We start from the raw sequence: 19909 nt of genomic DNA on the forward strand, positions 1-19909 counted from the left end.
TGAGCGCTGCGGGGTCGTTTTCGCGGTTGCGGCGGCAGTTGCGGTGGCTGCATGCTCCCGGTTGCGACTGGCGCTGCGGATGGATTCTGTCGCGACTGAAGTCGCTCCTACGCAGGGCGGCTTCTGGACATGGATGCCGCATGTGCGGGCTGCAGCGTCGCTACATGCGTGGCGATCACGGCTACAGCATTTCCGGCTTGAACAGGCGCCGCCGCGAGATCTCCGCGCCGGACAACATGAACTTGCCGTCGCCGCGGTAGTGCAGGGTCCTGGGCAGTTTCGGCGAGGTGGCGACGTGCGCCTTGACCACTTCCCAGATGAAGAGATTGTGCCTGGCGATCCGGCTGCCATCGTGCAGGCGGCATTCGAAGCTGGCGTAGCACTCGGCGATCAGCGGCGCATCGACCTGCGCGCCGGCCACCGCGGTCAGGCCGAAGTGGGCGAACTTGTCGAGCTGCGCGCCGCTGCTGTTGCCGATGCCGACCACGGTGTCGACCAGGTCCGCGGTCGGCAGGTTGATCGTGCATTGCCTGCTGCGCCGGACCAGCTCGAAGCTGCGGTTGGCGCTGGAGATGCAGCAGGCGATCAGCGATGGCGAGAATTCCAGCACCATGTGCCAGCCCATGGTCATGATGTCGCGCTGCCCCTTCCACGCCGAACCGACCAGCACCACCGGGCCGGGTTCCAGGAACCGGCGCACCTGCTCGGGCGGGAAATCGTGCTTGCGGTAGCGGCGCATGGGCGCATCCTCGCGGCGGTGGCGATGGCACAGTCTGGCCATCGGCGGTGAACGCGGCGTCGGCGCGCGCTAGTCCAGCCGATGGATCGCATCGGCGATGCGTTCCACTTCCTCGGCCTGGTGGCTGACGTAGAGCATCGGCAGGCGCACTTCGTCGCGCACGCGCTGCAGGTACGGGATCAGTTCGCCGCGGCGCTGCGCGTCCAGCGCCGACAGCGGCTCGTCGAACAGCAGGATCGCCGGCTGCGCCAGCAACGCGCGGCCGATCGCCACGCGCTGCGCCTCGCCGCCGGACAGGTTGCCCGGGCGCCGCGCCAGCAGCGGCGCGATGCCGAGCAGCTCCACCACCGCATCGAAGCCGAAGCGCTCGGCCCGGCCGCGGCCGTGGCGGCCGTAGCCGAGGTTGCGGCGCACGTCCATGTGCGGGAACAGCCGCGCGTCCTGGAACACGTAGCCGATGCGGCGGCGGTGGGTCGGCACGTCGATGCCGGCGTCGCTGTCGTAGAGCACGCGCTCGTCGATGACGATGCGTCCGCTGCGCGGCCGCAGCACGCCGGCGATGGCGTTGAGCATGCTGGTCTTGCCGGCGCCGGACGGGCCGACCAGCGCGACCACGCGCGCGGTCTCCTCGACCCGCAGGCGGCGCTGGAAGCGGCCGCGCTGCACCTCGATGTCGATGCTCAACATCGGCGCGCGCTCCCGTGCGGCGAACGCGGCGCGGCGTGGAAGGGCGCTGCCGGCCGCGCGCGGGCGGTGAACAGGCGCCCGCTCATGCGTCCGCCTCCGGGCCGCGCTGGCGCCGCACCAGCCATTCGGACAGCAGCAGCGCGGCCAGCGAGATCGCCAGGGCCACCGCCGCCAGCCGCCAGATCCCGGATTCGCCGCCGGGCACCTGCAACAGGCCATAGATCGCCGACGACAGGGTCTGGGTTTCGCCGGGGATATTCGACACGAAGGTGATGGTGGCGCCGAATTCGCCCAGCGCCTTGGCAAAGGCGAGCGCGGTGCCGGCGACCAGGCCCGGCCAGGCCAGCGGCAGGGTGATGGTGAAGAACACCCGCCACGGCGCGGCACCGAGCGTGGCCGCAGCCGCTTCCAGGCGCCGGTCGGTGGATTCCAGGGCCAGGCGGATCGCACGCACCATCAACGGGAAGCCCATCACCGCGCTGGCCAGCGCCGCGCCGGTCCAGCGGAACGCGAACTGCACGCCCAGGTGTTCGAGCAGCCAGGCGCCGACCGGTCCCTGCGTGCCGAGCACGATCAGCAGCGCATAGCCGGTGACCACCGGCGGCATCACCAACGGCAGGTGCAGCAACGCATCCAGCAGCGACTTGCCGGGGAAGCGGCGTCGCGCCAGCAACCAGCCGCAGGCCACGCCCAACGGCAGGCTGCCCAGGGCCGCGACCAATGCGACCTTGACGCTGAGCGCGATCGCGGTGAGTTCCTGCGGGGTGAATGCGAACAACGGCAACGGCTCAGTGCGCGAGCGAGAAACCGCGGCGCTGGAAGATCGCCTGCGCCGGCGCGGTGCCCAGCCAGCGCACGAAATCGGCCGCGGCCGCGTTCTTGCTCGCGCGCAGCGCCGCCACCGGATACACGATCGGCGCATGGCTGTCGGCCGGAAACACCGCCACCACCCGCACCTTCGGCTCGGCCTTGGCGTCGGAGCCGTAGACGATGCCCAGCGGCGCTTCGCCGCGCGCGACCAGCATCAGCGCACTGCGCACGCTTTCCGATTCGGCCAGGCGCGCCTGCACGCCGTCCCACTGGCCGAGCGTCTGCAGCGCGGCGCGCGCGTACTTGCCGGCCGGCACGCTGGCGGTCTGGCCGACCGCCAGGCGGCCCTGCGCGCCGAGCGCGGCGGCGAGCGCGCCGGGCTTGCGCAGGTCCACCCTGGCCTTGCTGGCCGCCGGCGCCACCAGCACCAGGGTGTTGCCGAGCAGGTTGCGGCGTTGCGCCGGATCGACCAGCTGGCGTTGCTGCAGATAGTCCATCCACTCCAGGTCGGCGGAGAAGAACACATCCGCCGGCGCGCCCTGTTCCACCTGTCGCGCCAGCGCCGAGCTGGCCGCGTACGACACCTGCACCGGCGTGCCGCTGGCCTGCTGGTAGGCGGCGGCGGCCTCGTCCAGCGATTCCTTCAGGCTGGCCGCGGCGAACACGGTCAGCGGCGCGGAGGCCGGTTGCGCCCAGGCTGCCGGCGTGGCCACGGCCATGGCGAGCGAGAACAGGCACAGCAGGCTGCGTAGCAAACGGGACATGGCGAGGCTCCTAGGAAGTCAGGGGGTGACGACGGCGATCGACTGCACCTGGCGCACCCAGCGCGCGGGGCGCTGGTCCTGCGGCACGATCAGGCGCAGCGGGCCGTCCTCGGCCGCGAGCGGCTTGCCGTCGCAGCGGTCGACCAGCAGCACGCGGCGCGCGCCCAGCGTCGGGTCCAGTTCGGCCAGGGTGAACACGGAGGCATAGCCGTCGCGCGCGGCGACCTCGACCCGCCGTTGCAACTGCGCGCCGCGCAGCGGCTCGGTGGGCATCGCGCGCTGCGCCTGCAGCACGGCGCGCAGCGCCACGCCTTCGCAGTCCAGCGCTTGGCCGTGCGCCTGGGCGCTGACCCGCTCGCGCGGCAAGGCGCCCAGCGTGGCGTCATCGAGTGCGATCGGCAGCACGCCGGTGGCCGCCGCGGCTGCGTCGGCGCCGGTGTGCGCGGCCGGGCCATGCGCGGCCTGCGCCTGCGTCGCAGCCAGCGCCAGGCCGAGAAGAGCGAAAAGGCGGGATCGGGACATGCCCGCATCCTACCGCCTTCACCGTGGCGCGGCGTGCAGATCGTCGGTGCGACCGGCCTGGATGTTGGCGCGCACCGACGGCTGCATCAGCCGCGGCGGCGCCAGCGTCGCATCGCGCGCCTGGCGCAACGCGACGAACTCGGCTTCGCCGACGCCGTCGCGCACGTGGATGTTGCCGCGGCGCTGGGCGCCGATGCTGGTTTCGCAGGCCACCGCGCGGCCGCCGGCGCCGTAGTCGTGGCAGACGAACACGCGGGTGGATTCGGGCAGCGCGTACAGCCGCTGGATCGAGCGGAACAGCGTCGCCGCGTCGCCGCCGGGGAAATCGCAGCGTGCCGTGCCGCTGTCGGGCATGAACAGCGAATCGCCGGGGAACAGCGCATCGCCGACCAGGTAGGCGATGCTGTCGTCGGTATGTCCGGGCACGGCGATCACCTGCGCCTGCAGCGCGCCGATCGCGAAGCGCTCGCCGTCGGCGAACAGGTGGTCGAAGCCGCAACGGGTGTCGCCGGCGTCCGCGGCCAGGCCGAACTGCGGCGCGAAGCGCGCGCGCACCTGGCGGATGCCGGCGCCGATCGCCAGCGTCGCCTGCGGCCAGCGGCGCTTGAACCACTGCGCGGCGGAGACATGGTCGGCGTGCGCGTGGGTTTCCAGGATCCAGCGCAGTTGCAGGCCGCGCGCGGACAACAGCTCGGCCAGGCCTTGCGCCGGCGCATCGCGCAGCGTGGCGGTGTCCGCATCGAAGTCGAGCACCGGGTCGATCACCGCGGCCTCGCGGCCGTCGTCGACCAGATAGCTCCAGGTGCCGGAACCGGCGTGGTGGAAGGGGTGGACGTGCGGGACGTGGCTCATGGGCCTGCCTTGGCGGGAGAGGAAGGGCCGACGCTGCAGTAGATGCCGTGCAAGGTGTCGAGGATGCGCTGCGCCGGACCCGGGACCAGCGAATAGTAGATGGTCTGCCCGTCGCGGCGGGTCTGCACCAGGCCGTCCTCGCGCAGCAGCGCCAGGTGCTGCGACAGCGCCGACTGGCTCAGCGCCACGCGCGCGTTGAGCTCGCCCACCGACTGCTCGCGATCCACCAGCAGGCACAGCAGCAGCAGCCGCTTTTCGTTGCCGAGCGCCTTCAGCAGGCGCGCGGCCTCGCCGGCATGCAGGCGCATCGCGGCCGGGTCCATCGCGGGCGGCAGGCGGCGGGCCATCGCGCTCAGAAGGCGACCGGCAGGCCGGCGGCGGTCCAGCCGAGGAAGCCGCCGCTCAGCGAGCGCACCTGGCTGTAGCCCAGTTGCTGCAGGCTCAGCGCGGCCAGCGTGGAGCGGCCGCCGCTGGCGCAGTACAGCAGGATCGGCTGGTCGCGGCGGGCCAGCGCCGGATCGGCGTCCAGGCGGAATTCGAGGATGCCGCGCGGGATGTTGATCGCGTTGGGCAGGTGGCCGACGGCGAATTCGCCGGGTTCGCGCACATCGATGATCCATTCGCCGGGCAGCGGCGTGGCGGCGGCATCGGTGGCGACTTCCTGGATCTGCGGGCGTGCCCGCTCGACCAGGGCGTGGGCGGAGGAATGGGGCATGGGGGGCTCCGGTGGATGAACGCCAGCCATAATATCAGTTGACTCTAATATAAGAAAATTCTAATTTATCTCGCAGCCAGCGACGGTTCGCTGGCACCGACCGGATTCGGTCGAATCCTCGTGCTGGAGTCGCCGCGTGAAGCCGTTTGCCCTCCCGATCGCGCTGGCCGCGAGCCTGTCGCTCGCCGCGTGCGGCCACGAATCGCCCTCGGCGGCGGTGCCGCCGTTGCCTGCGTTGCAGACCGATGCGGTGGCGTTCGCCGCGTCCCCTGGCCGCGCCTGGGATGGCGTGGTCGCGGCGGTGGACCATGCCGACCTGTCGGCGCAGACCGACGGGCGCGTGCGCGAGGTGGCGGTGGACGTCGGCGACCGCGTCGCCGCCGGCCAGGTGCTGCTGCGGCTCAGCGCGGTGGAGCAGCGCGCCGGCGTGGACAGCGCCCAGGCGCAGTGGCGTTCGGCCGCGGCCAGTGCCGACGAAGCCGAGGCCAGTTACCGCCGCTACGCCGCGCTGGCCGGCGCGCAGTACGTGTCCAGGGCGCAGCTGGACCAGGCGCGAGCCACCCGCGATGCCGCGGTCGCGGCGCGCCAGTCCGCCGCCGCGCAGCTGGCGCAGGCGCGGCAGCCGGCCGACTACACGGTGATCCGCGCGCCGTTCGCCGGCGTGGTCAGCGCGCGCCAGGTGCAGCCGGGCGAAGCGGTGGCGACGGGGCAGGCGCTGCTGTCGCTGTATGCGCCCGGCGCGCAGCGGATCGAGGTGCAGGTGCCGCAGTCCGACGCGGAGGCGATCCGCGCCGCGCCGCGCGCGCAGGTGCGGCTGGACGACGGCCGCGTGCTGGCGGTGCCGCAGGTGCTGGTGTTTCCCACCGCCGATGCGGACAGCCACAGCGTGACCGTGCGCGTCCCGCTGCCGGTGCTGGCGCCCGCGCCGGCGCCCGGCACCACCGCCAAGGTCGCCTTCGCGCTGCCCGACAGCGGCGCCGACGCCGCCACGGCCACGTTGTGGATGCCGCGCACGGCGCTGCTGCAGCGTGGCGAACTCAGTGCCGCCTATGTGCTCGCCGGCGGCCGCCTGAGCCTGCGCCAGTTGCGCGTGGGCCGGCAGGAGGCGCAGCGGGTCGAAGTGCTGGCCGGGTTGCGCGCGGGCGAGCGCGTGGCGCGCGATCCGGTCGCGGCCGGGCAGGCGCTGGCGGCGCAGCGCCGCGCGTTGGCGGCGCGCTGAGATGGCGGCGCCACTGGGCGTGTCCGGCCGCCTGGCGGCGCGGTTCCAGGCCAATCCGCTGACCCCGCTGCTGGCCCTGCTGGGCCTGCTGCTCGGCCTGGCCGCAGTGGCGATCACGCCGCGCGAGGAGGAGCCGCAGATCGACGTGACCATGGCCACCGTGTCGGTGGCCTTCGCCGGCGCCGATGCGCGCGAGGTGGAGCAGCTGCTGAGCACGCCGCTGGAGCAGACGCTGGCCGAGATCGAAGGGGTCAGGCACGTGACCTCGGTCAGCCGCCCGGGGCAGGCGCTGCTGACCGTCGAGTTCCAGGTCGGGGTGCCGCGCCAGGCGGCGCTGGTGCGGCTCTACAACCAGGTCTATTCGAACCTGGACGCCTTGCCGCAAGGCATGGGCGTGGGCACGCCGCTGATCAAGCCCAAGGGCATCGACGACGTGCCGGTGATGGCGGTGACCCTGTGGAGCGACGATCCGCAGCGCAGCGCGGTGGACCTGGGCGAGGTCGCGCACACGCTGGAAACCGAGCTCAAGCGCATCCCCGGCACGCGCGACATCGACAGCATCGGCGCGCCGCAGCGGGTGCTGACGCTGACCCTGGATCCGGCGCGGCTGGCCGCCTACGGCCTGACCGTGTCCGACCTGAGCCAGTCGCTGCAGGCGGCCAATGCGGTGCGCCAGCTCGGCGAGCGCATCGGCGGCGGGCGCGCGGTGCCGGTCGCCGCCGGCACCTTCCTGGCCGATGCCGACGCGGTGGCGGCGCTGGTGATCGGCGTGCACGACGGCCAGCCGCTGCATCTGCGCGACGTGGCGCAGGTGCGCGCCGGCGCCGACCTGCCCAGCAGCTATGTCTGGTACGGCGCGCCCGCGGCCCGTGGCGGGCCGGCGCAGGGCCGCGCGCCGGCGGTGACCATCGCCATCGCCAAGCAGCCCGGCAGCGACGCCGCCGCGATCACCCGCGCGGTCGCCGCGCGCCTGCAGCAACTGCGCGGCGAGACGATCCCGCAGGGCGTGCATGCCGAGGTCACCCGCGACTACGGCGCCAGTGCCGACGCCAAGGCCGCCAAGCTGATCCACAAGCTGGTGTTCGCGACCGGCTCGGTGGTGCTGCTGGTGCTGTTCGCGCTGGGCTGGCGCGAGGCCGTGGTGGTCGGCAGCGCGGTGGTGCTGACCCTGGCGCTGACCCTGTTCGCATCGTGGGCGATGGGCTTCACCCTCAACCGGGTGTCGCTGTTCGCGCTGATCTTCTCGATCGGCATCCTGGTCGACGACGCCATCGTGGTGGTGGAGAACATCCACCGGCACATGCGCGCCGGCGGCAAGACCCTGCGCGAGGCGATCCCGCCGGCGGTGGACGAGGTCGGCGGACCGACCATCCTCGCCACCTTCAGCGTGATCGCGGCGCTGATGCCGATGGCCTTCGTCAGCGGACTGATGGGCCCGTACATGCGGCCGATCCCGATCAACGCCTCGGTCGGCATGCTGCTGTCGCTGGCGATCGCGCTGGTCGTGACGCCGTGGCTGGCGCTGAAACTGCTGGCGCGGCATGCGCCGGCGGCGCCCGCTGCCGGCGGCGAATCGGCATCCGCCTCGCCGCGCCTGCAGCGCTTCTTCTCGCGCTTGCTGCAGCCGTTTCTCGCCCCCGCGCGCGGCGCGCGGCGGCGCGGCTGGCTGTTCGCCGGCATCGCCGCGTTGCTGGCGCTGGCGGTCGCGCTGGTCGGGTTGCAGTGGGTGGTGCTGAAGATGCTGCCGTTCGACGACAAGTCCGAATTGCAGATCGTGGTCGATCTGCCCGAAGGCAGCACCCTGCAGGACACCGACGCGCTGCTGGTCGCCCTGTCCGCGGTGCTCGACCGCAATCCTGACGTGCACGACTACCAGGGCTATGCCGGCACGTCGGCGCCGGTCAATTTCAACGGGCTGGTGCGCCAGTACGACCTGCGCCGCGGCAACAACGTCGGCGACCTGCAGGTGAACCTGGTCGACAGGCGCCTGCGCACGCGCCACAGCCACGCCATCGCGCGCGCGCTGCGTCCGGAACTGGCGGCGATCGCGCGCCGCCACGGCGCGGCGCTGAAGGTGGTGGAGGTGCCGCCGGGCCCGCCGGTGCTGGCGCCGCTGGTGGCCGAGGTGTACGGCCCGGACTATGCGCGCAGCCGCCAGCTGGCGCTGGCGTTGCAGCGGCGCTTCCAGCGCATGCCGGACGTGGTCGATGTCGATACCAGCGTGGAAAGCGCCGCGACGCGCGAGCTGATCGTGGTCGACCGGGTGCGCGCGGCGCGGCTGGGCGTGACGCAGGAGGCGATCGCCGACGCGCTGGCCGTGTCCGTGCAGGGCATGGATGCGACCTGGCTGCACGATGGCGCCTCCAAGTATCCGCGGCCGGTGCGGCTGCGGCTGGATGCGGCCGACCAGGCCGGCGTCGCGCGCATGCTGGCCTTGCGCGTGCGCGGCGGCGACGGCCAGCTGGTGCCGCTGTCGGAACTGGTCGCGGTGCAGCGTCTGCCCTGGGACGGCGCGATCTGGCACAAGGACCTGCTGCCGGTGGTGTACGTCACCGGCGACGAGGCCGGGCGCCTGGACAGCCCGCTGTACGGCATGTTCGACCTGGTCGGGCAGTTGCGCCAACACCGCATCGGCGGGCAGGCGCTGGCGCAGCACTTCATCGCGCAACCGACCGACAGCGCCGACTTCGCGGTCAAGTGGGACGGCGAATGGCAGATCACCTACGAGACCTTCCGCGACATGGGCATCGCCTACGCGGTCGGCCTGCTGCTGATCTACCTGCTGGTGGTGGCGCAGTTCCGCAGCTACCTGGTGCCGCTGGTGATCATGGCGCCGATCCCGCTGACGGTGATCGGGGTGCTGCCGGGGCATGCGCTGCTCGGCGCCCAGTTCACCGCCACCAGCATGATCGGCATGATCGCGCTGGCCGGCATCATCGTGCGCAACTCGATCCTGCTGGTGGACTTCATCGGCCAGGCGCTGGCGCAGGGCCGCAGCGCCGAGCAGGCGGTGGTGGAGGCCTGCGCGGTGCGCGCGCCGCCGATCGTGCTGACCGGGCTGGCGGCGATGCTGGGCGCGCTGTTCATCCTCGACGATCCGATCTTCAACGGCCTGGCGGTGGCGCTGATCTTCGGCATCCTGATCAGCACGGCGCTGACCCTGCTGGTGATCCCGCTGCTGTACTACCCGTTGGCGCGCCGCGCCGCCAGGGCCGCGTGAGCGCAATGCGCAGGCGCGTCCACGCGGTCTTTCCGGGGCCGGCGTAGAGTCGGCATTCACTGTCTGCGTCACTGCGGACCTGCATGAGGAGTTCTGCATGACCATCGGCGATCCGATCCGCGTCACCCTCGAGCAGGAGGCGGACTTCGCGTTCCGCATCCAATTCGACGAGACCGATCTGGCGCCGTGGCTGGGCGACGAGACCGCGCCGCTGGGCCACGAGCGCGGACCCAACCCCTCGCGCATCCTGCTGGCCAGCATCGCCAACTGCCTGGCCGCCAGCCTGCTGTTCGCGATGCGCAAGTTCAAGAACGATCCGGTCGGCGTGGTCGCGCACATCACCGCCACGCCGATGCGCAACGCGGACGGCTTCTGGCGCATTCCGCAGGCATCGGTGGAACTGCAATTGCCCGACGGCAACCAGGACTATGCGCAGCTGCAGCGCATCCTCGACCAGTTCGAGCAGTTCTGCGTGGTCACCCAGAGCGTGCGCCAGGGCATCGACGTGCAGGTCACGGTCAAGGATGCGCACGGCAACGTCCTGCTCGGCGACAAGAGCATCGAGGCCGGCGCGTGAGCGATCCGCTGCACATCGCCTGCCCGCACTGCCAGGCGCTGAACCGGGTGCCGGGCGAGCGCCTGGCGGCGGCGCCGCAATGCGGGCGCTGCCATCGCGCGCTGTTCGCCGGCGCGCCGGTGGCGTTGCACGCGGACAACTTCGCGGTGCACGCCGAGCGCAGCGACATTGCGCTGCTGGTGGATTTCTGGGCGCCGTGGTGCGGCCCGTGCCGGACCATGGCGCCGCACTTCGAAGCCGCCGCCGCGCAACTGGAGCCGCAGATGCGCCTGGGCAAGCTGGACACGCAGGCGCAGCCGGCGCTGGCGGCGCGCTTCGGCATCCGCAGCATTCCGACCCTGGCCCTATTGCGGCATGGCCGCGAACTGGCGCGGCAGAGCGGTGCGATCGGCGCCGCCGACATCGTGCGCTGGGCGCGGGCGCACGCCGGCTAGGCGTCCGTGGCGCCGAATTCGCATTGCGTTCCTGTAGGAGCGGCTTCAGCCGCGACAGGACTTACCGATGGAACCTGTCGCGGCTGAAGCCGCTCCTGCAGGGGGCGGGGACACATCCACACCGACACGGTGAGGCGTACGCCCGTCGCGCTACTTGCCCAGCGCCGCGTTCAACGTCGCCGCCAGGTCCGCGCCGGCCTGGCGCAGTTGCGCCTCGGCGACCGGGCGCCAGGTCGCCACGTAGTCGGCCGGCAGCTTGGCGCCGGGCGGGTAGAAGCCCGGGCGCAGCATGATCCGGCACGAGGCTTCGGCCCAGGCCGCGGCCGGCGGCGGCAGCGCGCTGCCGGCCGGCGACGGCGCCGGCAGCGGTTGCGCCTGCAGCTGCGCCAGGTAATGCGCCTCGTCCAGGCCGCGGCTGCGCAGCAGGCCGCTGTCCCACAGCGAATGCAGGTTGCTGCCCTTGCCCTCGAACTGGATCTGGAACGTGTTGGCGCCCTTGTCGTGGGCATAGCCGGCATGCAGCGGCTGCTGGATGTCGCCGGCGAAATGCACCACGAATTTCAGCGCCTGGGTCCGCGCTGCCTGCGGCTGGCTGCGGTCGGCGAGGATCGCGGCCTGGCGGCGCAGCGCCTCGACCGCGCAGTTGCCGTCGGGGCAATCGCGGGTCTGCTCGTAGTGGCACTGCTCTTCGCCGAGATTGACGTAGTGCCAGGGGCCGGTGCGCTTGCCCATGTCCGGGTCGCTTTCGCGCAACTGGTCGGCCCAGTTGGCGACGCCGGCCAGGGTCGGCTCGGGTTCGCCCTGCAGCAATTGCCGCACTTGCGCGCGGGCCTGCGGGGTGAGTTGCGTGTCGGCCAGATCGGCGACCAGGCGATGGCCCAGCGGACCCCAGGCGAAGGCGGCGGACGGCGCGGCGGCCAGTGCCGCGGCGAGCGCGGCGGAAACGAAGAGAGAGGATTTCATGCGCCGATTCTAGCCGGCGCCGATGACGCTGCCATGGCCGCGGCGGCGCACCGTTGCGCTGCCGCTAAGCCTCGCCCGTGCGGCCGAGGCACACCGGCGTGGGATCAGAAGTACAGCAGGTAGGCGAGGCCGTAGGTGACCGGGTCCAGCTTGGCCTTGCCGAGCTTGCCGCTGTCCACTTCCACGTCGCTGCGCATGCTGGTCCAGCGCGCGTCCACGCGCAGCGCGCTGCGCTCGCCGATCGCGAAGTCCACGCCGGCATGCACGGCCGGGCCGACGCTGTCCTTGAACTTGACGTCGTCGCTGGAGAACGCGCCCTTGCCGTCGGCGCCCAGGAACGTGGTGTAGTTGAGGCCGACGCCGACGAACGGGGAGATGTCGCCGTTGCCGTTGAAGTGGTACTGCAGCGAGAGCGTCGGCGACAGCGCCCAGGCGCTGCCGATATCGCCGCCCTGTTCCAGGCCGATCTTCTGCTGCCCGACCAGGGTCTGGATTTCCAGGCCGAGGTTGCCGCGGAAGAAGTATTCGTAGCTGAACGACACCGCCGGCGCGGTGTCGGCGCTGAAACGCTGGTCGCTGCCGCTCAGGGTGCCGTTCGAGGAACCAGGCACCATGCCGTGCACGCCGTAGCTGGTGGTGAAGTGGCCGGCCGACTGCGCCGCGGCGGGCAGGGCGATGGCGGCAAGGGCGGCGACTGCGAAACGGCGGAACGACAGGCGTGGCTTCATTGGGGACCCCCGGTGGCGGCGAATGGGCGGATGCGAATCCCAGTGTCGGCCCGGCGGCGACCGGTCCACATCCTTGTGGAGCGTAGTCTGCCAGAGAAGCGCGGCGCCCGTGCGGGGCTCAGAACTTCATCACGTAGGCCAGCCCGTATGCCAGCGGATCGATGTTCGCCGTGCCCATGCTGGCGCCGTCGACCTTGACCTTGCTGTCGATGTCGATCCAGCGCAGGTCCACCCGCAGCGCCGATTTGTCGGTGAGCGCGACGTCCACGCCGACGTGCGCGGCCAGGCCCCAGGAATCCTCCAGCTTGAGCTTGCTGCCGGCCAGCGCGCCGGTGGTGTCCTCGCTGAAGAAGGTGGTGTAGTTGATGCCGGCGCCGACGAACGGGGACACCTTGCTGGCGCTGTTGAAGTGGTACTGCAGCGAGACCACCGGCGGCAGGTGCTTGGTGCTGCCGACCTTGCCGACGCCCTTGACGTCGATGTCGTGCTTGAACGGCAGCGCGGCCAGCACCTCGATGCCCAGGTCCTGGTGCACGAAGTATTCGAAGGTGACGGTCGGCTTGATGTCGCTGCCGATGCTCAGCGGCAGGGTGCCGCCGGCCAGCTTGCCGTTGTCGGACTTCGGATTGACCTGGTGGGCGCCGATGCCCACGGTCCAGTCGCCCTGCGACTGCGCCAGCGCCGGCAGGGCGCACAGCGCGAGGGCGGCCGCCAGGCCGGACAGCAGGAGAGGGGAGGTCTTGCGCATGATGGGCGTCTCGTTTGGGTGTGGGCGCAGTGTCCTGCCGCCGCCGCGGCGCCGCCTTGATCCTGATCAAACGCGTCGACTGCGCGTGCCGGGCGCCATGCGGCCGGCCTGATAGAATGCTCGCCCCCTTCCATCCGCCGCGTCAGGCGCGGCCGCAGGAGCTACTGAAATGGCAATCAAGGTTGGCATCAACGGTTTCGGTCGCATCGGACGCAATGTGCTGCGCTCGGCGGTACAGAATTTCGGCAGCGACATCGAGATCGTCGCCATCAACGACCTGCTCGAGCCCGACTACCTGGCGTACATGCTGCAGTACGACTCGGTGCACGGCCGCTTCGACGGCGAGGTGTCGGTCGACGGCAATCACCTGGTGGTCAACGGCAAGAAGATCCGCCTGACCCAGGAGCGCGATCCGGCGGCGCTGAAGTGGGACGAGGTCGGCGCCGAGGTGGTGATCGAATCCACCGGCCTGTTCCTGACCAAGGAGACCGCGCAGAAGCACCTCGACGCCGGCGCCAAGAAGGTGATCCTGTCGGCCCCGTCCAAGGACGACACGCCGATGTTCGTGTACGGCGTCAACCATGCCACCTACGCCGGCCAGGCGATCGTCTCCAACGCCAGTTGCACCACCAACTGCCTGGCGCCGCTGGCCAAGGTGATCAACGACAAGTGGGGCATCAAGCGCGGCCTGATGACCACCGTGCACGCCGCCACCGCCACGCAGAAGACCGTGGACGGCCCCAGCAACAAGGACTGGCGCGGCGGCCGCGGCATCCTCGAGAACATCATCCCGTCCAGCACCGGCGCAGCCAAGGCCGTGGGCGTGGTGATCCCGGAGTTGAACAAGAAGCTGACCGGCATGAGCTTCCGCGTGCCGACCTCGGACGTGTCGGTGGTCGACCTGACCGTGGAGCTGGACAAGCCGGCCACCTACGCCGAGATCTGCGCCGAGGTGAAGGCGCAGAGCGAAGGCGCGCTGAAGGGCATCCTCGGCTACACCGAGGACAAGGTGGTGGCCACCGATTTCCGCGGCGACGCGCGCACCTCGATCTTCGACGCCGACGCCGGCATCGCCCTGGACAGCACCTTCGTCAAGCTGGTGTCCTGGTACGACAACGAGTGGGGCTATTCCAACAAGTGCCTGGAAATGGTCAAGGTGGTGGCGAAGTAAGCCGCCGCCCCGCCCACAAAAAAAGCGCCCGAGGGCGCTTTTTTTGTGCTTGCCAAGCGGCGCGGGCGCAGTGGCCGCGCCGGTGCTGCTCACTCGGCCTCGATGCGCATGTCCTCGCCGCTGCCGGTGACCTTGACCCGGCTGCCGACCGTCAGCCCGGCAACCTCGGCGCTGGGCTTGGACACCACGGTCTGCGACTTGTTGTCGAAGCGGATCTTCACCATGTAGTGCGCGGCCGGGCCGTTGCCGGCGATCTTGGCGCCCACGGTTTCGCCGGCGGCGGCGCCGGCCGCCTGCCCGGTGCCGACGCCCACCGAGCTCTTGCTCTTCAGGCCGAGGAAGCCGCCGGCCAGACCGCCGAGGTTGGCGGCGGCATTCTTGATGGTCTTGGTTCGCTCGGGCACGTCGGTATTCTTGTTCTCGATCGGCTCCAGCGCCACGATCTCGCCGTGGCGCGGACCTGCGGCCAGCGCCGGGGCGCTCAGCGCCAGCAGCGTCAATGCGATCGCCGACCAGGCGACACGGGCGAGTGAATTCTTTACGCTCATCGGATGTTCCCCTGTGTGTGCGAATCGAAAGCCGGCAACACGCGCGGCGACTATTTCTTTTTCTTCGGCCGGCCCCAGCTGCGGATATACGGCTGGCACTTGCTGCCCGCGAAATCGTAGCGGGTGATGATGCCCTCGGCATCGGCGACGAAGGTGATCTCGCAGTGGTGTTCGGCCGGCACGAAAACGGTCTGGCTGCGCTGGTTCTGCTCGAAGATCGGCGTGGGCGCCACGCCGTTGCCGCCGGGGGCCATGCCGATCACCCCGCCCTGCTCGGTCCAGTAGTCGGTCCGGTAATGCTCCTCCACACCGAAGTTATAGGTATAGGCGGTTTCGTGGGTCTCGGTGTTCTCCGAGGTGTACAGGCCGCGGTCCACCGGCCACTGCATCATCAGCTCAGCGGCGTCGTGGCCGAGCCAGCTGCGGGCGATGTCTTCGGGGCTGCCGAACATGTCGGCCGAGGCCAGCGGCGCCACGCCAAGCAGCGCCAGGGCGCACAGCGCGGGCAGCACGTGAGGGCGACGGAGCGTGGGCATTGCGGGGACGTCCTTGCGCTGGGGCGGTGATGCCGGATCCATGGGCCACGCGTGGAGTGTTCGCATCGCGCTGGCGCGATTTTTACCATGCCGTCCCGGCGCCGGCAAGCGTCGGCGCCGGTGCGCCGCCATGCCGATCGGGCGTGGACATCCGCGGCGACGCGTGCACTAATGCGCCGCTGGCCAGCGGATGTTCCCGCGCTGGCGTTGCAGGCAATGGACAGGGGGCACTCAATGGATTCAAGGAGCGAAAAAATGCAGATCAACCGTGTGTGGACGGGCGCCCTGGTGCTGGCCGTGGCGCTGGCGGCCACGGTGCCGATGCAGGCGATGGCGAAGAAGCACAGTGGCACGCCGAGCTGGATGAACGCCGACGGCGAGGTCACCAATTCCTCGGAGGTCGAAGCCGGCTACGGCGAGACCGTCAAGGGCGTCAACGACTACGAAGGCGAGATCACCGGCAAGCCGGCGCCGGACAGCAAGTTCACCCAGCTCAAGATCGGCATGCCGATGAAGCAGGTGACCGACCTGATCGGCGAACCCACCGACCAGGGTTCCTACGTCACCGGCAAGGCCTTCATCCCGTTCTTCTACGGCGGCGACCGCTACCGCTACGAACTGGCCTACAAGGGCCAGGGCCGGCTGGTGTTCGCCGGCAAGTCGATGGGCAGCGGCGGCAACCTGATCTGGATCATCCACAACAAGAACGACAGCGGCTACCGCGAATAAGCGCTTGCCTCCAAGCCCGGGCCGCGTCGCGCGCCCGGGCTTTTTTTGTGCCTGCGAAACGGCGGTCGCGCGCGACTGGATGCCGCCGCCGCGGGTGTGGCGGGTGCATGCCAGCCGCCGGCGATGCGGATGCAGGTGCCTGGCCTGCCGCTCTTCGCGCAGGGGCTTCGCCGAGCAGGCCTGCCGTGGCGCCGTGCTCATCCCGCAGCGCCTGGGCGTGGCGACGCGTTTGCCGGCCGCGGGCGTTGCGCAGCCTCGGCGGCGCGCCTTGGGCGACCGCTGGCGGCAAGCCGGCGACGGCGCCACGTCGGGCTGCCGCGCTCACCTTCCGCTGTGCTTGCCTGCCGCCGGCGCCACATCCAGCGACGCGAGCATGGTGGCGCGGCACACCGCGAGGATCTCGTCCGCCAGCGGCGAATCGTCCGGGCAGGCCCGCGACATGACGATCGCGCCGAGGGCGTGCGCCAGCATGCCCAGGCGCTTGGCGCGCGCATCGCCAGGGCTGGCGCCGCTCGCTGCATCGTCCTCGCGCTGCAGGGCTGCCAGCATGCTTTCGACGCCGTCCGCGAACGCGGCCCGGATCGCCTCCGGCTCGCGTGCGGCGTCGCCGCCCAGCGCGGCCATGGTGCAGCCCACCGCGCGGGCATCGCGATGCGCGCGCGACACGTAGCGGCGGACGAATTCCGGCGTATCGAGCCCGCCCACCTGCGCCACGGTCTGCGCGATCCCGCATGCCGTCGCCTCCGCCATCAGGTCGGCCTTGGACGGGAAGTGCTTGTAGAAGCCGCCGTGGGTGAAGCCGGCGGCGGCCATCAGGTCGGCGACGCCGATCCCCTCGTAGCCGCGCTCGCGAAACAGCGCAGACGCGGTTTCGACGATGTGCGCCCGGTTCGCCTGTGCCTGCGCCCTGCTGACCTTCATCGCGGATGCCCCCAGCGGTGCTTTTCCAGGCGCAAGGATGCATTGATTTTGTTCATCATCAAAACCTTGACAGGTAAGATTATGACCATCATCATTGCGTGGCTTTCTTCGAGCCGCCTGCTTCCGGTGGCGCCGGCCCACCGCCACGACCTGTCGCGACGCCGACGCGCCTCCCTCCATCGAGAACCAACGCCACCATGTCCGACACCGCACTGTTCACGCCGTACCCGCTGGGCCCGCTGACGCTGGCCAACCGCATCGTCATGGCGCCGCTGACCCGCAACCGCGCCGGCAAGGGCCTGGTGCCCAGCGCGCTGGCCGCCACCTACTACGCGCAGCGTGCGTCCGCGGGCCTGCTGATCACCGAGGCGACGCAGATCTCGGCGGACGCGCAGGGCTACCAGGACACGCCGGGCATCTACACGCCGGCACAGGTCGAGGGATGGCGTGCGGTCACCGATGCGGTGCACGCCAGGGGCGGGCGCATCTTCATGCAGCTCTGGCACGTCGGCCGCGTCTCGCACGTGGACCTGCGCCCCGGCGGGACCGCGCCGGTGGCGCCCTCGGCGATCCCCGCCGCCACCAAGACCTTCGTCAACAACGGCTTTGCCGATGTCTCCGCGCCGCGCGCGCTGGAGCGCGACGAGCTGCCGCGCATCGTGGACGACTTCCGCCAGGCCGCGGCCAACGCCATCGCCGCCGGCTTCGACGGCGTGGAGCTGCATGGCGCCAACGGCTACCTGCTGGAGCAGTTCATCAAGGACGGCGCGAACCAGCGCACCGACGCCTACGGCGGTTCCATCGAGAACCGCGCGCGCCTGCTGCTCGAGGTCGCCGCGGCGGTGGCGCAGGAGATCGGCGCCGAACGCACCGGCGTGCGCATCTCGCCGGTGTCGCCGGCCAACGGCATCTCCTGCAGCGATCCGCAGCCGCAGTACGACTACATCGCCGAGCGGCTCAGCGCGCTGGGCATCGTCTACCTGCATGTCGTGGAGGGCGCCACCGGCGGGCCGCGCGACGTGGCGCCGTTCGACTACGCAGCGCTGCGCAGCCGCTTCAGGCAGACCTACCTCGCCAACAACGGCTACGACCCGGCGCTGGCCAGCGCCAGCCTCGCCGCCGGCAGCGCCGACCTGTTCGCCTTCGGCCGCGCGTTCATCGGCAATCCCGACCTGGTCGAGCGGCTGCAGGCCGGCGCGCCGCTGGCCGCACCGGATCCGGCCACGCTCTACGGCGGCGGCGCCAAGGGCTACACCGACTATCCGACGCTGGCCGAAAGCGCCGGCGGCTGACCGCACGTCTCCATCACGGCCACCGCAGCGTGGCCGCACCTTCCCTCCGATCAGAAGAGACCACGTCCATGAGCATCGCCCCCACCGTCCTCGTCACCGGTGCCTCCACCGGCATCGGCGCCCTCTATGCGCAGCGCTTCGCCCAGCGCGGCCACGACCTGGTCCTGGTCGCACGCGACAAATCCCGGCTGGACGCGCTCGCCGCGCGCCTGCGCGAGGAACACAAGGTCGCGGTCGACGTGCTGCAGGCCGACCTGACCGCACCGGCCGACCTGGCCGCGGTCGAAGCGCGCCTGCGCGACGACGCCAGCATCGGCATCCTCATCAACAACGCCGGCATGGCCCAGTCCGGCGGCTTCACCGAGCAGACGGCGGAGGGCGTCGAACGCCTGCTGACGCTCAACACCACCGCGCTGACGCGGCTGGCGGTGGCGATCGCGCCGCGGCTGGCGCAGTCCGGCAGCGGCGCGATCGTCAACATCGGCTCGGTGGTCGGCTTGGCGCCGGAATTCGGCATGACCGTCTATGGCGCGACCAAGGCCTTCGTGCTGTTCCTGTCGCAGGGCATGAGCCTGGAACTGGCGCCCAAGGGCGTGTACGTGCAGGCGGTGCTTCCGGCGGCCACGCGTACCGAGATCTGGGAGCGCGCCGGCATCGACGTCAACACGCTGGCCGAGGTGATGGACGTGGAAGAGCTGGTCGATGCGGCGCTGATCGGCTTCGATCGCCGCGAGCTGGTGACCATCCCGCCGCTGCACGACGCCGACCGCTGGGGCGCGCTCGACGGCGCCAGGCAAGGGCTGCTGGGAAGCATCCGGCAGGCCAATGCCGCGGAACGCTACCGGCCGGCTGCCTGAAGGCCGCGGTCCCGCATCTGTCGTCATCGAGGCCATCATCATGCAAACGCAACGCGATAGCTGGGTGCTGATCACCGGCGCATCGAGTGGATTCGGCGAGGAATTCGCCAGGCAGTACGCGGCGCGCGGCCACAAGCTGATCCTGGTCGCGCGGCGCCTGGACCGGCTCGATGCGCTGGCGCAGGCGTTGCGGCAGCAGCACGGCGTCGACATCCTCGTCGAGCAGGTGGATCTGTCGCAGATCGCCGCCGTGCGCGGGCTCCACGCCGGCCTGCAGGCGCGGGGCATCGAGGTCGAGGTGTTGATCAACAATGCCGGGCACGGGCTGCAGGGCCCGTTCCTGGACGGTGAGCTGGAGCCGGTGCTGTCGATGATCCAGCTGGATATCGCCAGCCTGACCGCGATGACCCACCTGTTCGGCCAGGACATGCGGCGCCGGCGGCACGGGAAGATCCTGCAGGTGGCCAGCCTGCTGGCCTACCAGGGCGTGGAGGACTTCGCGGTGTATTCGGCGGCGAAGGCCTACGTGCTGCGCCTGGGCGAGGCGCTGCATCGCGAGTTCGCGCGCGATGGCGTCAGCGTGACCACGCTGTGCCCGGGACTGACCGATACCGGCTTCGCGCGCGTCGCCCAGCAGCGGATCACGCCGCAGTTGAAGGCCGTGATGATGCAGACCCCGCCGGTGGTGCGTGCCGGCATGCGCGCGCTGGATGCCGGCCGCATCAGCGTCGTGCCCGGGCTGCTCAACAAGTTGAACGCGGTCTTCATGTGGGCGACGCCGCGCTGGATCCACCAGGCCGTGCTCTCCCGCATCCTCAACCGGTAACCGCCATGCGCCGGGGTTTGCGCGCGTTGTCGGTCCTGGCCTCGATCCCGT

23 protein-coding genes are annotated in these 19909 nt (G+C 70.9%); 9 read left to right on the forward strand and 14 right to left on the reverse strand.

Annotation, left to right across the window (positions count from 1 at the left end):
- Positions 1-181 precede the first annotated feature (181 nt).
- The 8 genes from AB3X10_RS05235 to AB3X10_RS05270 all read right to left on the reverse strand — a co-directional run bounded on the left by AB3X10_RS05235 (position 182) and on the right by AB3X10_RS05270 (position 5089).
- A complete protein-coding gene (locus AB3X10_RS05235) occupies positions 182-739 on the reverse strand; it encodes a flavin reductase family protein (RefSeq protein ID WP_369979661.1) in 558 nt (185 codons plus the stop codon).
- 69 nt (positions 740-808) lie between these two features.
- Positions 809-1426: a molybdenum ABC transporter ATP-binding protein gene (locus AB3X10_RS05240; RefSeq protein WP_369979663.1), complete on the reverse strand. Its 618-nt coding sequence runs from the start codon at positions 1424-1426 to the stop codon at positions 809-811.
- A gap of 82 nt (positions 1427-1508) precedes the next feature.
- The gene (modB, locus tag AB3X10_RS05245; protein ID WP_369979665.1) at positions 1509-2204 is read right to left on the reverse strand and encodes a molybdate ABC transporter permease subunit; all 696 of its coding nucleotides are present in this window, start codon (positions 2202-2204) and stop codon (positions 1509-1511) included.
- Positions 2205-2214: 10 nt separating this feature from the next.
- Positions 2215-2955 carry a molybdate ABC transporter substrate-binding protein gene (gene modA, locus AB3X10_RS05250; protein WP_369981660.1) on the reverse strand — a complete coding sequence of 247 codons (741 nt, stop codon included), beginning with the start codon at positions 2953-2955 and terminating at the stop codon, positions 2215-2217.
- Positions 2956-3018: 63 nt separating this feature from the next.
- A complete protein-coding gene (locus tag AB3X10_RS05255; RefSeq protein ID WP_369979667.1) occupies positions 3019-3522 on the reverse strand; it encodes a hypothetical protein in 504 nt (167 codons plus the stop codon).
- Between the two features lie 18 nt (positions 3523-3540).
- The gene (locus AB3X10_RS05260) at positions 3541-4374 is read right to left on the reverse strand and encodes an MBL fold metallo-hydrolase (protein ID WP_369979669.1); all 834 of its coding nucleotides are present in this window, start codon (positions 4372-4374) and stop codon (positions 3541-3543) included.
- A complete protein-coding gene (locus tag AB3X10_RS05265) occupies positions 4371-4721 on the reverse strand; it encodes an ArsR/SmtB family transcription factor (protein WP_369979671.1) in 351 nt (116 codons plus the stop codon). Before AB3X10_RS05265 ends, AB3X10_RS05260 begins: the two co-directional genes overlap by 4 nt.
- Before the next feature lie 5 nt (positions 4722-4726).
- On the reverse strand, positions 4727-5089 hold the full coding sequence (locus AB3X10_RS05270) for a rhodanese-like domain-containing protein (protein ID WP_145702560.1): 363 nt from the start codon (positions 5087-5089) through the stop codon (positions 4727-4729).
- A 136-nt stretch (positions 5090-5225) separates the two neighbouring features.
- Between AB3X10_RS05270 and AB3X10_RS05275 the strand changes: the two genes are divergently transcribed.
- From AB3X10_RS05275 to trxC, 4 genes are all read left to right on the forward strand, one after another.
- Positions 5226-6308 carry an efflux RND transporter periplasmic adaptor subunit gene (locus AB3X10_RS05275; protein ID WP_369979674.1) on the forward strand — a complete coding sequence of 361 codons (1083 nt, stop codon included), beginning with the start codon at positions 5226-5228 and terminating at the stop codon, positions 6306-6308.
- Position 6309: 1 nt separating this feature from the next.
- A complete protein-coding gene (locus AB3X10_RS05280) occupies positions 6310-9528 on the forward strand; it encodes an efflux RND transporter permease subunit (RefSeq protein WP_369979676.1) in 3219 nt (1072 codons plus the stop codon).
- Positions 9529-9625: 97 nt separating this feature from the next.
- Complete coding sequence (locus AB3X10_RS05285) at positions 9626-10105, forward strand: OsmC family protein (RefSeq protein ID WP_369979678.1); 480 nt, start codon at positions 9626-9628, stop codon at positions 10103-10105.
- Positions 10102-10539: a thioredoxin TrxC gene (trxC, locus tag AB3X10_RS05290; RefSeq protein ID WP_369979680.1), complete on the forward strand. Its 438-nt coding sequence runs from the start codon at positions 10102-10104 to the stop codon at positions 10537-10539. The genes AB3X10_RS05285 and trxC overlap by 4 nt, the downstream gene beginning before the upstream one ends.
- 150 nt (positions 10540-10689) lie before the next feature.
- On the opposite strand, the gene AB3X10_RS05295 is transcribed toward trxC, so the two are convergent.
- The 3 genes from AB3X10_RS05295 to AB3X10_RS05305 all read right to left on the reverse strand — a co-directional run bounded on the left by AB3X10_RS05295 (position 10690) and on the right by AB3X10_RS05305 (position 12978).
- Positions 10690-11502 (reverse strand): S1/P1 nuclease, encoded by an 813-nt coding sequence (locus tag AB3X10_RS05295; protein ID WP_369979682.1) that lies wholly within the window; start codon positions 11500-11502, stop codon positions 10690-10692.
- Positions 11503-11606: 104 nt separating this feature from the next.
- Entirely contained in the window at positions 11607-12230 is a 624-nt protein-coding gene (locus AB3X10_RS05300; protein ID WP_369979683.1) for an OmpW/AlkL family protein, read from the reverse strand.
- Positions 12231-12348: 118 nt separating this feature from the next.
- Positions 12349-12978 carry an OmpW/AlkL family protein gene (locus AB3X10_RS05305; protein ID WP_369979684.1) on the reverse strand — a complete coding sequence of 210 codons (630 nt, stop codon included), beginning with the start codon at positions 12976-12978 and terminating at the stop codon, positions 12349-12351.
- 169 nt (positions 12979-13147) lie between these two features.
- On the opposite strand from AB3X10_RS05305, the gene gap reads away from it, so the two are divergent.
- On the forward strand, positions 13148-14149 hold the full coding sequence (gene gap, locus AB3X10_RS05310) for a type I glyceraldehyde-3-phosphate dehydrogenase (RefSeq protein WP_369979686.1): 1002 nt from the start codon (positions 13148-13150) through the stop codon (positions 14147-14149).
- 89 nt (positions 14150-14238) lie between these two features.
- Here gap and AB3X10_RS05315 read toward each other — a convergent pair whose 3' ends face one another.
- Positions 14239-14697: a hypothetical protein gene (locus AB3X10_RS05315; protein ID WP_369979688.1), complete on the reverse strand. Its 459-nt coding sequence runs from the start codon at positions 14695-14697 to the stop codon at positions 14239-14241.
- Positions 14698-14747: 50 nt separating this feature from the next.
- Positions 14748-15233 (reverse strand): hypothetical protein, encoded by a 486-nt coding sequence (locus AB3X10_RS05320; RefSeq protein ID WP_369979690.1) that lies wholly within the window; start codon positions 15231-15233, stop codon positions 14748-14750.
- A 321-nt stretch (positions 15234-15554) separates the two neighbouring features.
- On the opposite strand from AB3X10_RS05320, the gene AB3X10_RS05325 reads away from it, so the two are divergent.
- On the forward strand, positions 15555-15962 hold the full coding sequence (locus AB3X10_RS05325) for a hypothetical protein (RefSeq protein ID WP_369981662.1): 408 nt from the start codon (positions 15555-15557) through the stop codon (positions 15960-15962).
- 321 nt (positions 15963-16283) lie between these two features.
- On the opposite strand, the gene AB3X10_RS05330 is transcribed toward AB3X10_RS05325, so the two are convergent.
- Complete coding sequence (locus AB3X10_RS05330; protein WP_369979692.1) at positions 16284-16883, reverse strand: TetR/AcrR family transcriptional regulator; 600 nt, start codon at positions 16881-16883, stop codon at positions 16284-16286.
- A gap of 197 nt (positions 16884-17080) precedes the next feature.
- Between AB3X10_RS05330 and AB3X10_RS05335 the strand changes: the two genes are divergently transcribed.
- From AB3X10_RS05335 to AB3X10_RS05345, 3 genes are all read left to right on the forward strand, one after another.
- Entirely contained in the window at positions 17081-18175 is a 1095-nt protein-coding gene (locus AB3X10_RS05335; protein WP_369979694.1) for an alkene reductase, read from the forward strand.
- Positions 18176-18243: 68 nt separating this feature from the next.
- Entirely contained in the window at positions 18244-19032 is a 789-nt protein-coding gene (locus AB3X10_RS05340) for an SDR family NAD(P)-dependent oxidoreductase (protein WP_369979696.1), read from the forward strand.
- 40 nt (positions 19033-19072) lie between these two features.
- Positions 19073-19858, forward strand: a complete 786-nt coding sequence (locus tag AB3X10_RS05345) for an SDR family NAD(P)-dependent oxidoreductase (protein ID WP_369979698.1) — start codon at positions 19073-19075, stop codon at positions 19856-19858.
- Positions 19859-19909: the final 51 nt, after the last annotated feature.

Source organism: Xanthomonas sp. DAR 80977 (genome assembly GCF_041240605.1).
Taxonomy (GTDB): domain Bacteria; phylum Pseudomonadota; class Gammaproteobacteria; order Xanthomonadales; family Xanthomonadaceae; genus Xanthomonas_A; species Xanthomonas_A bundabergensis.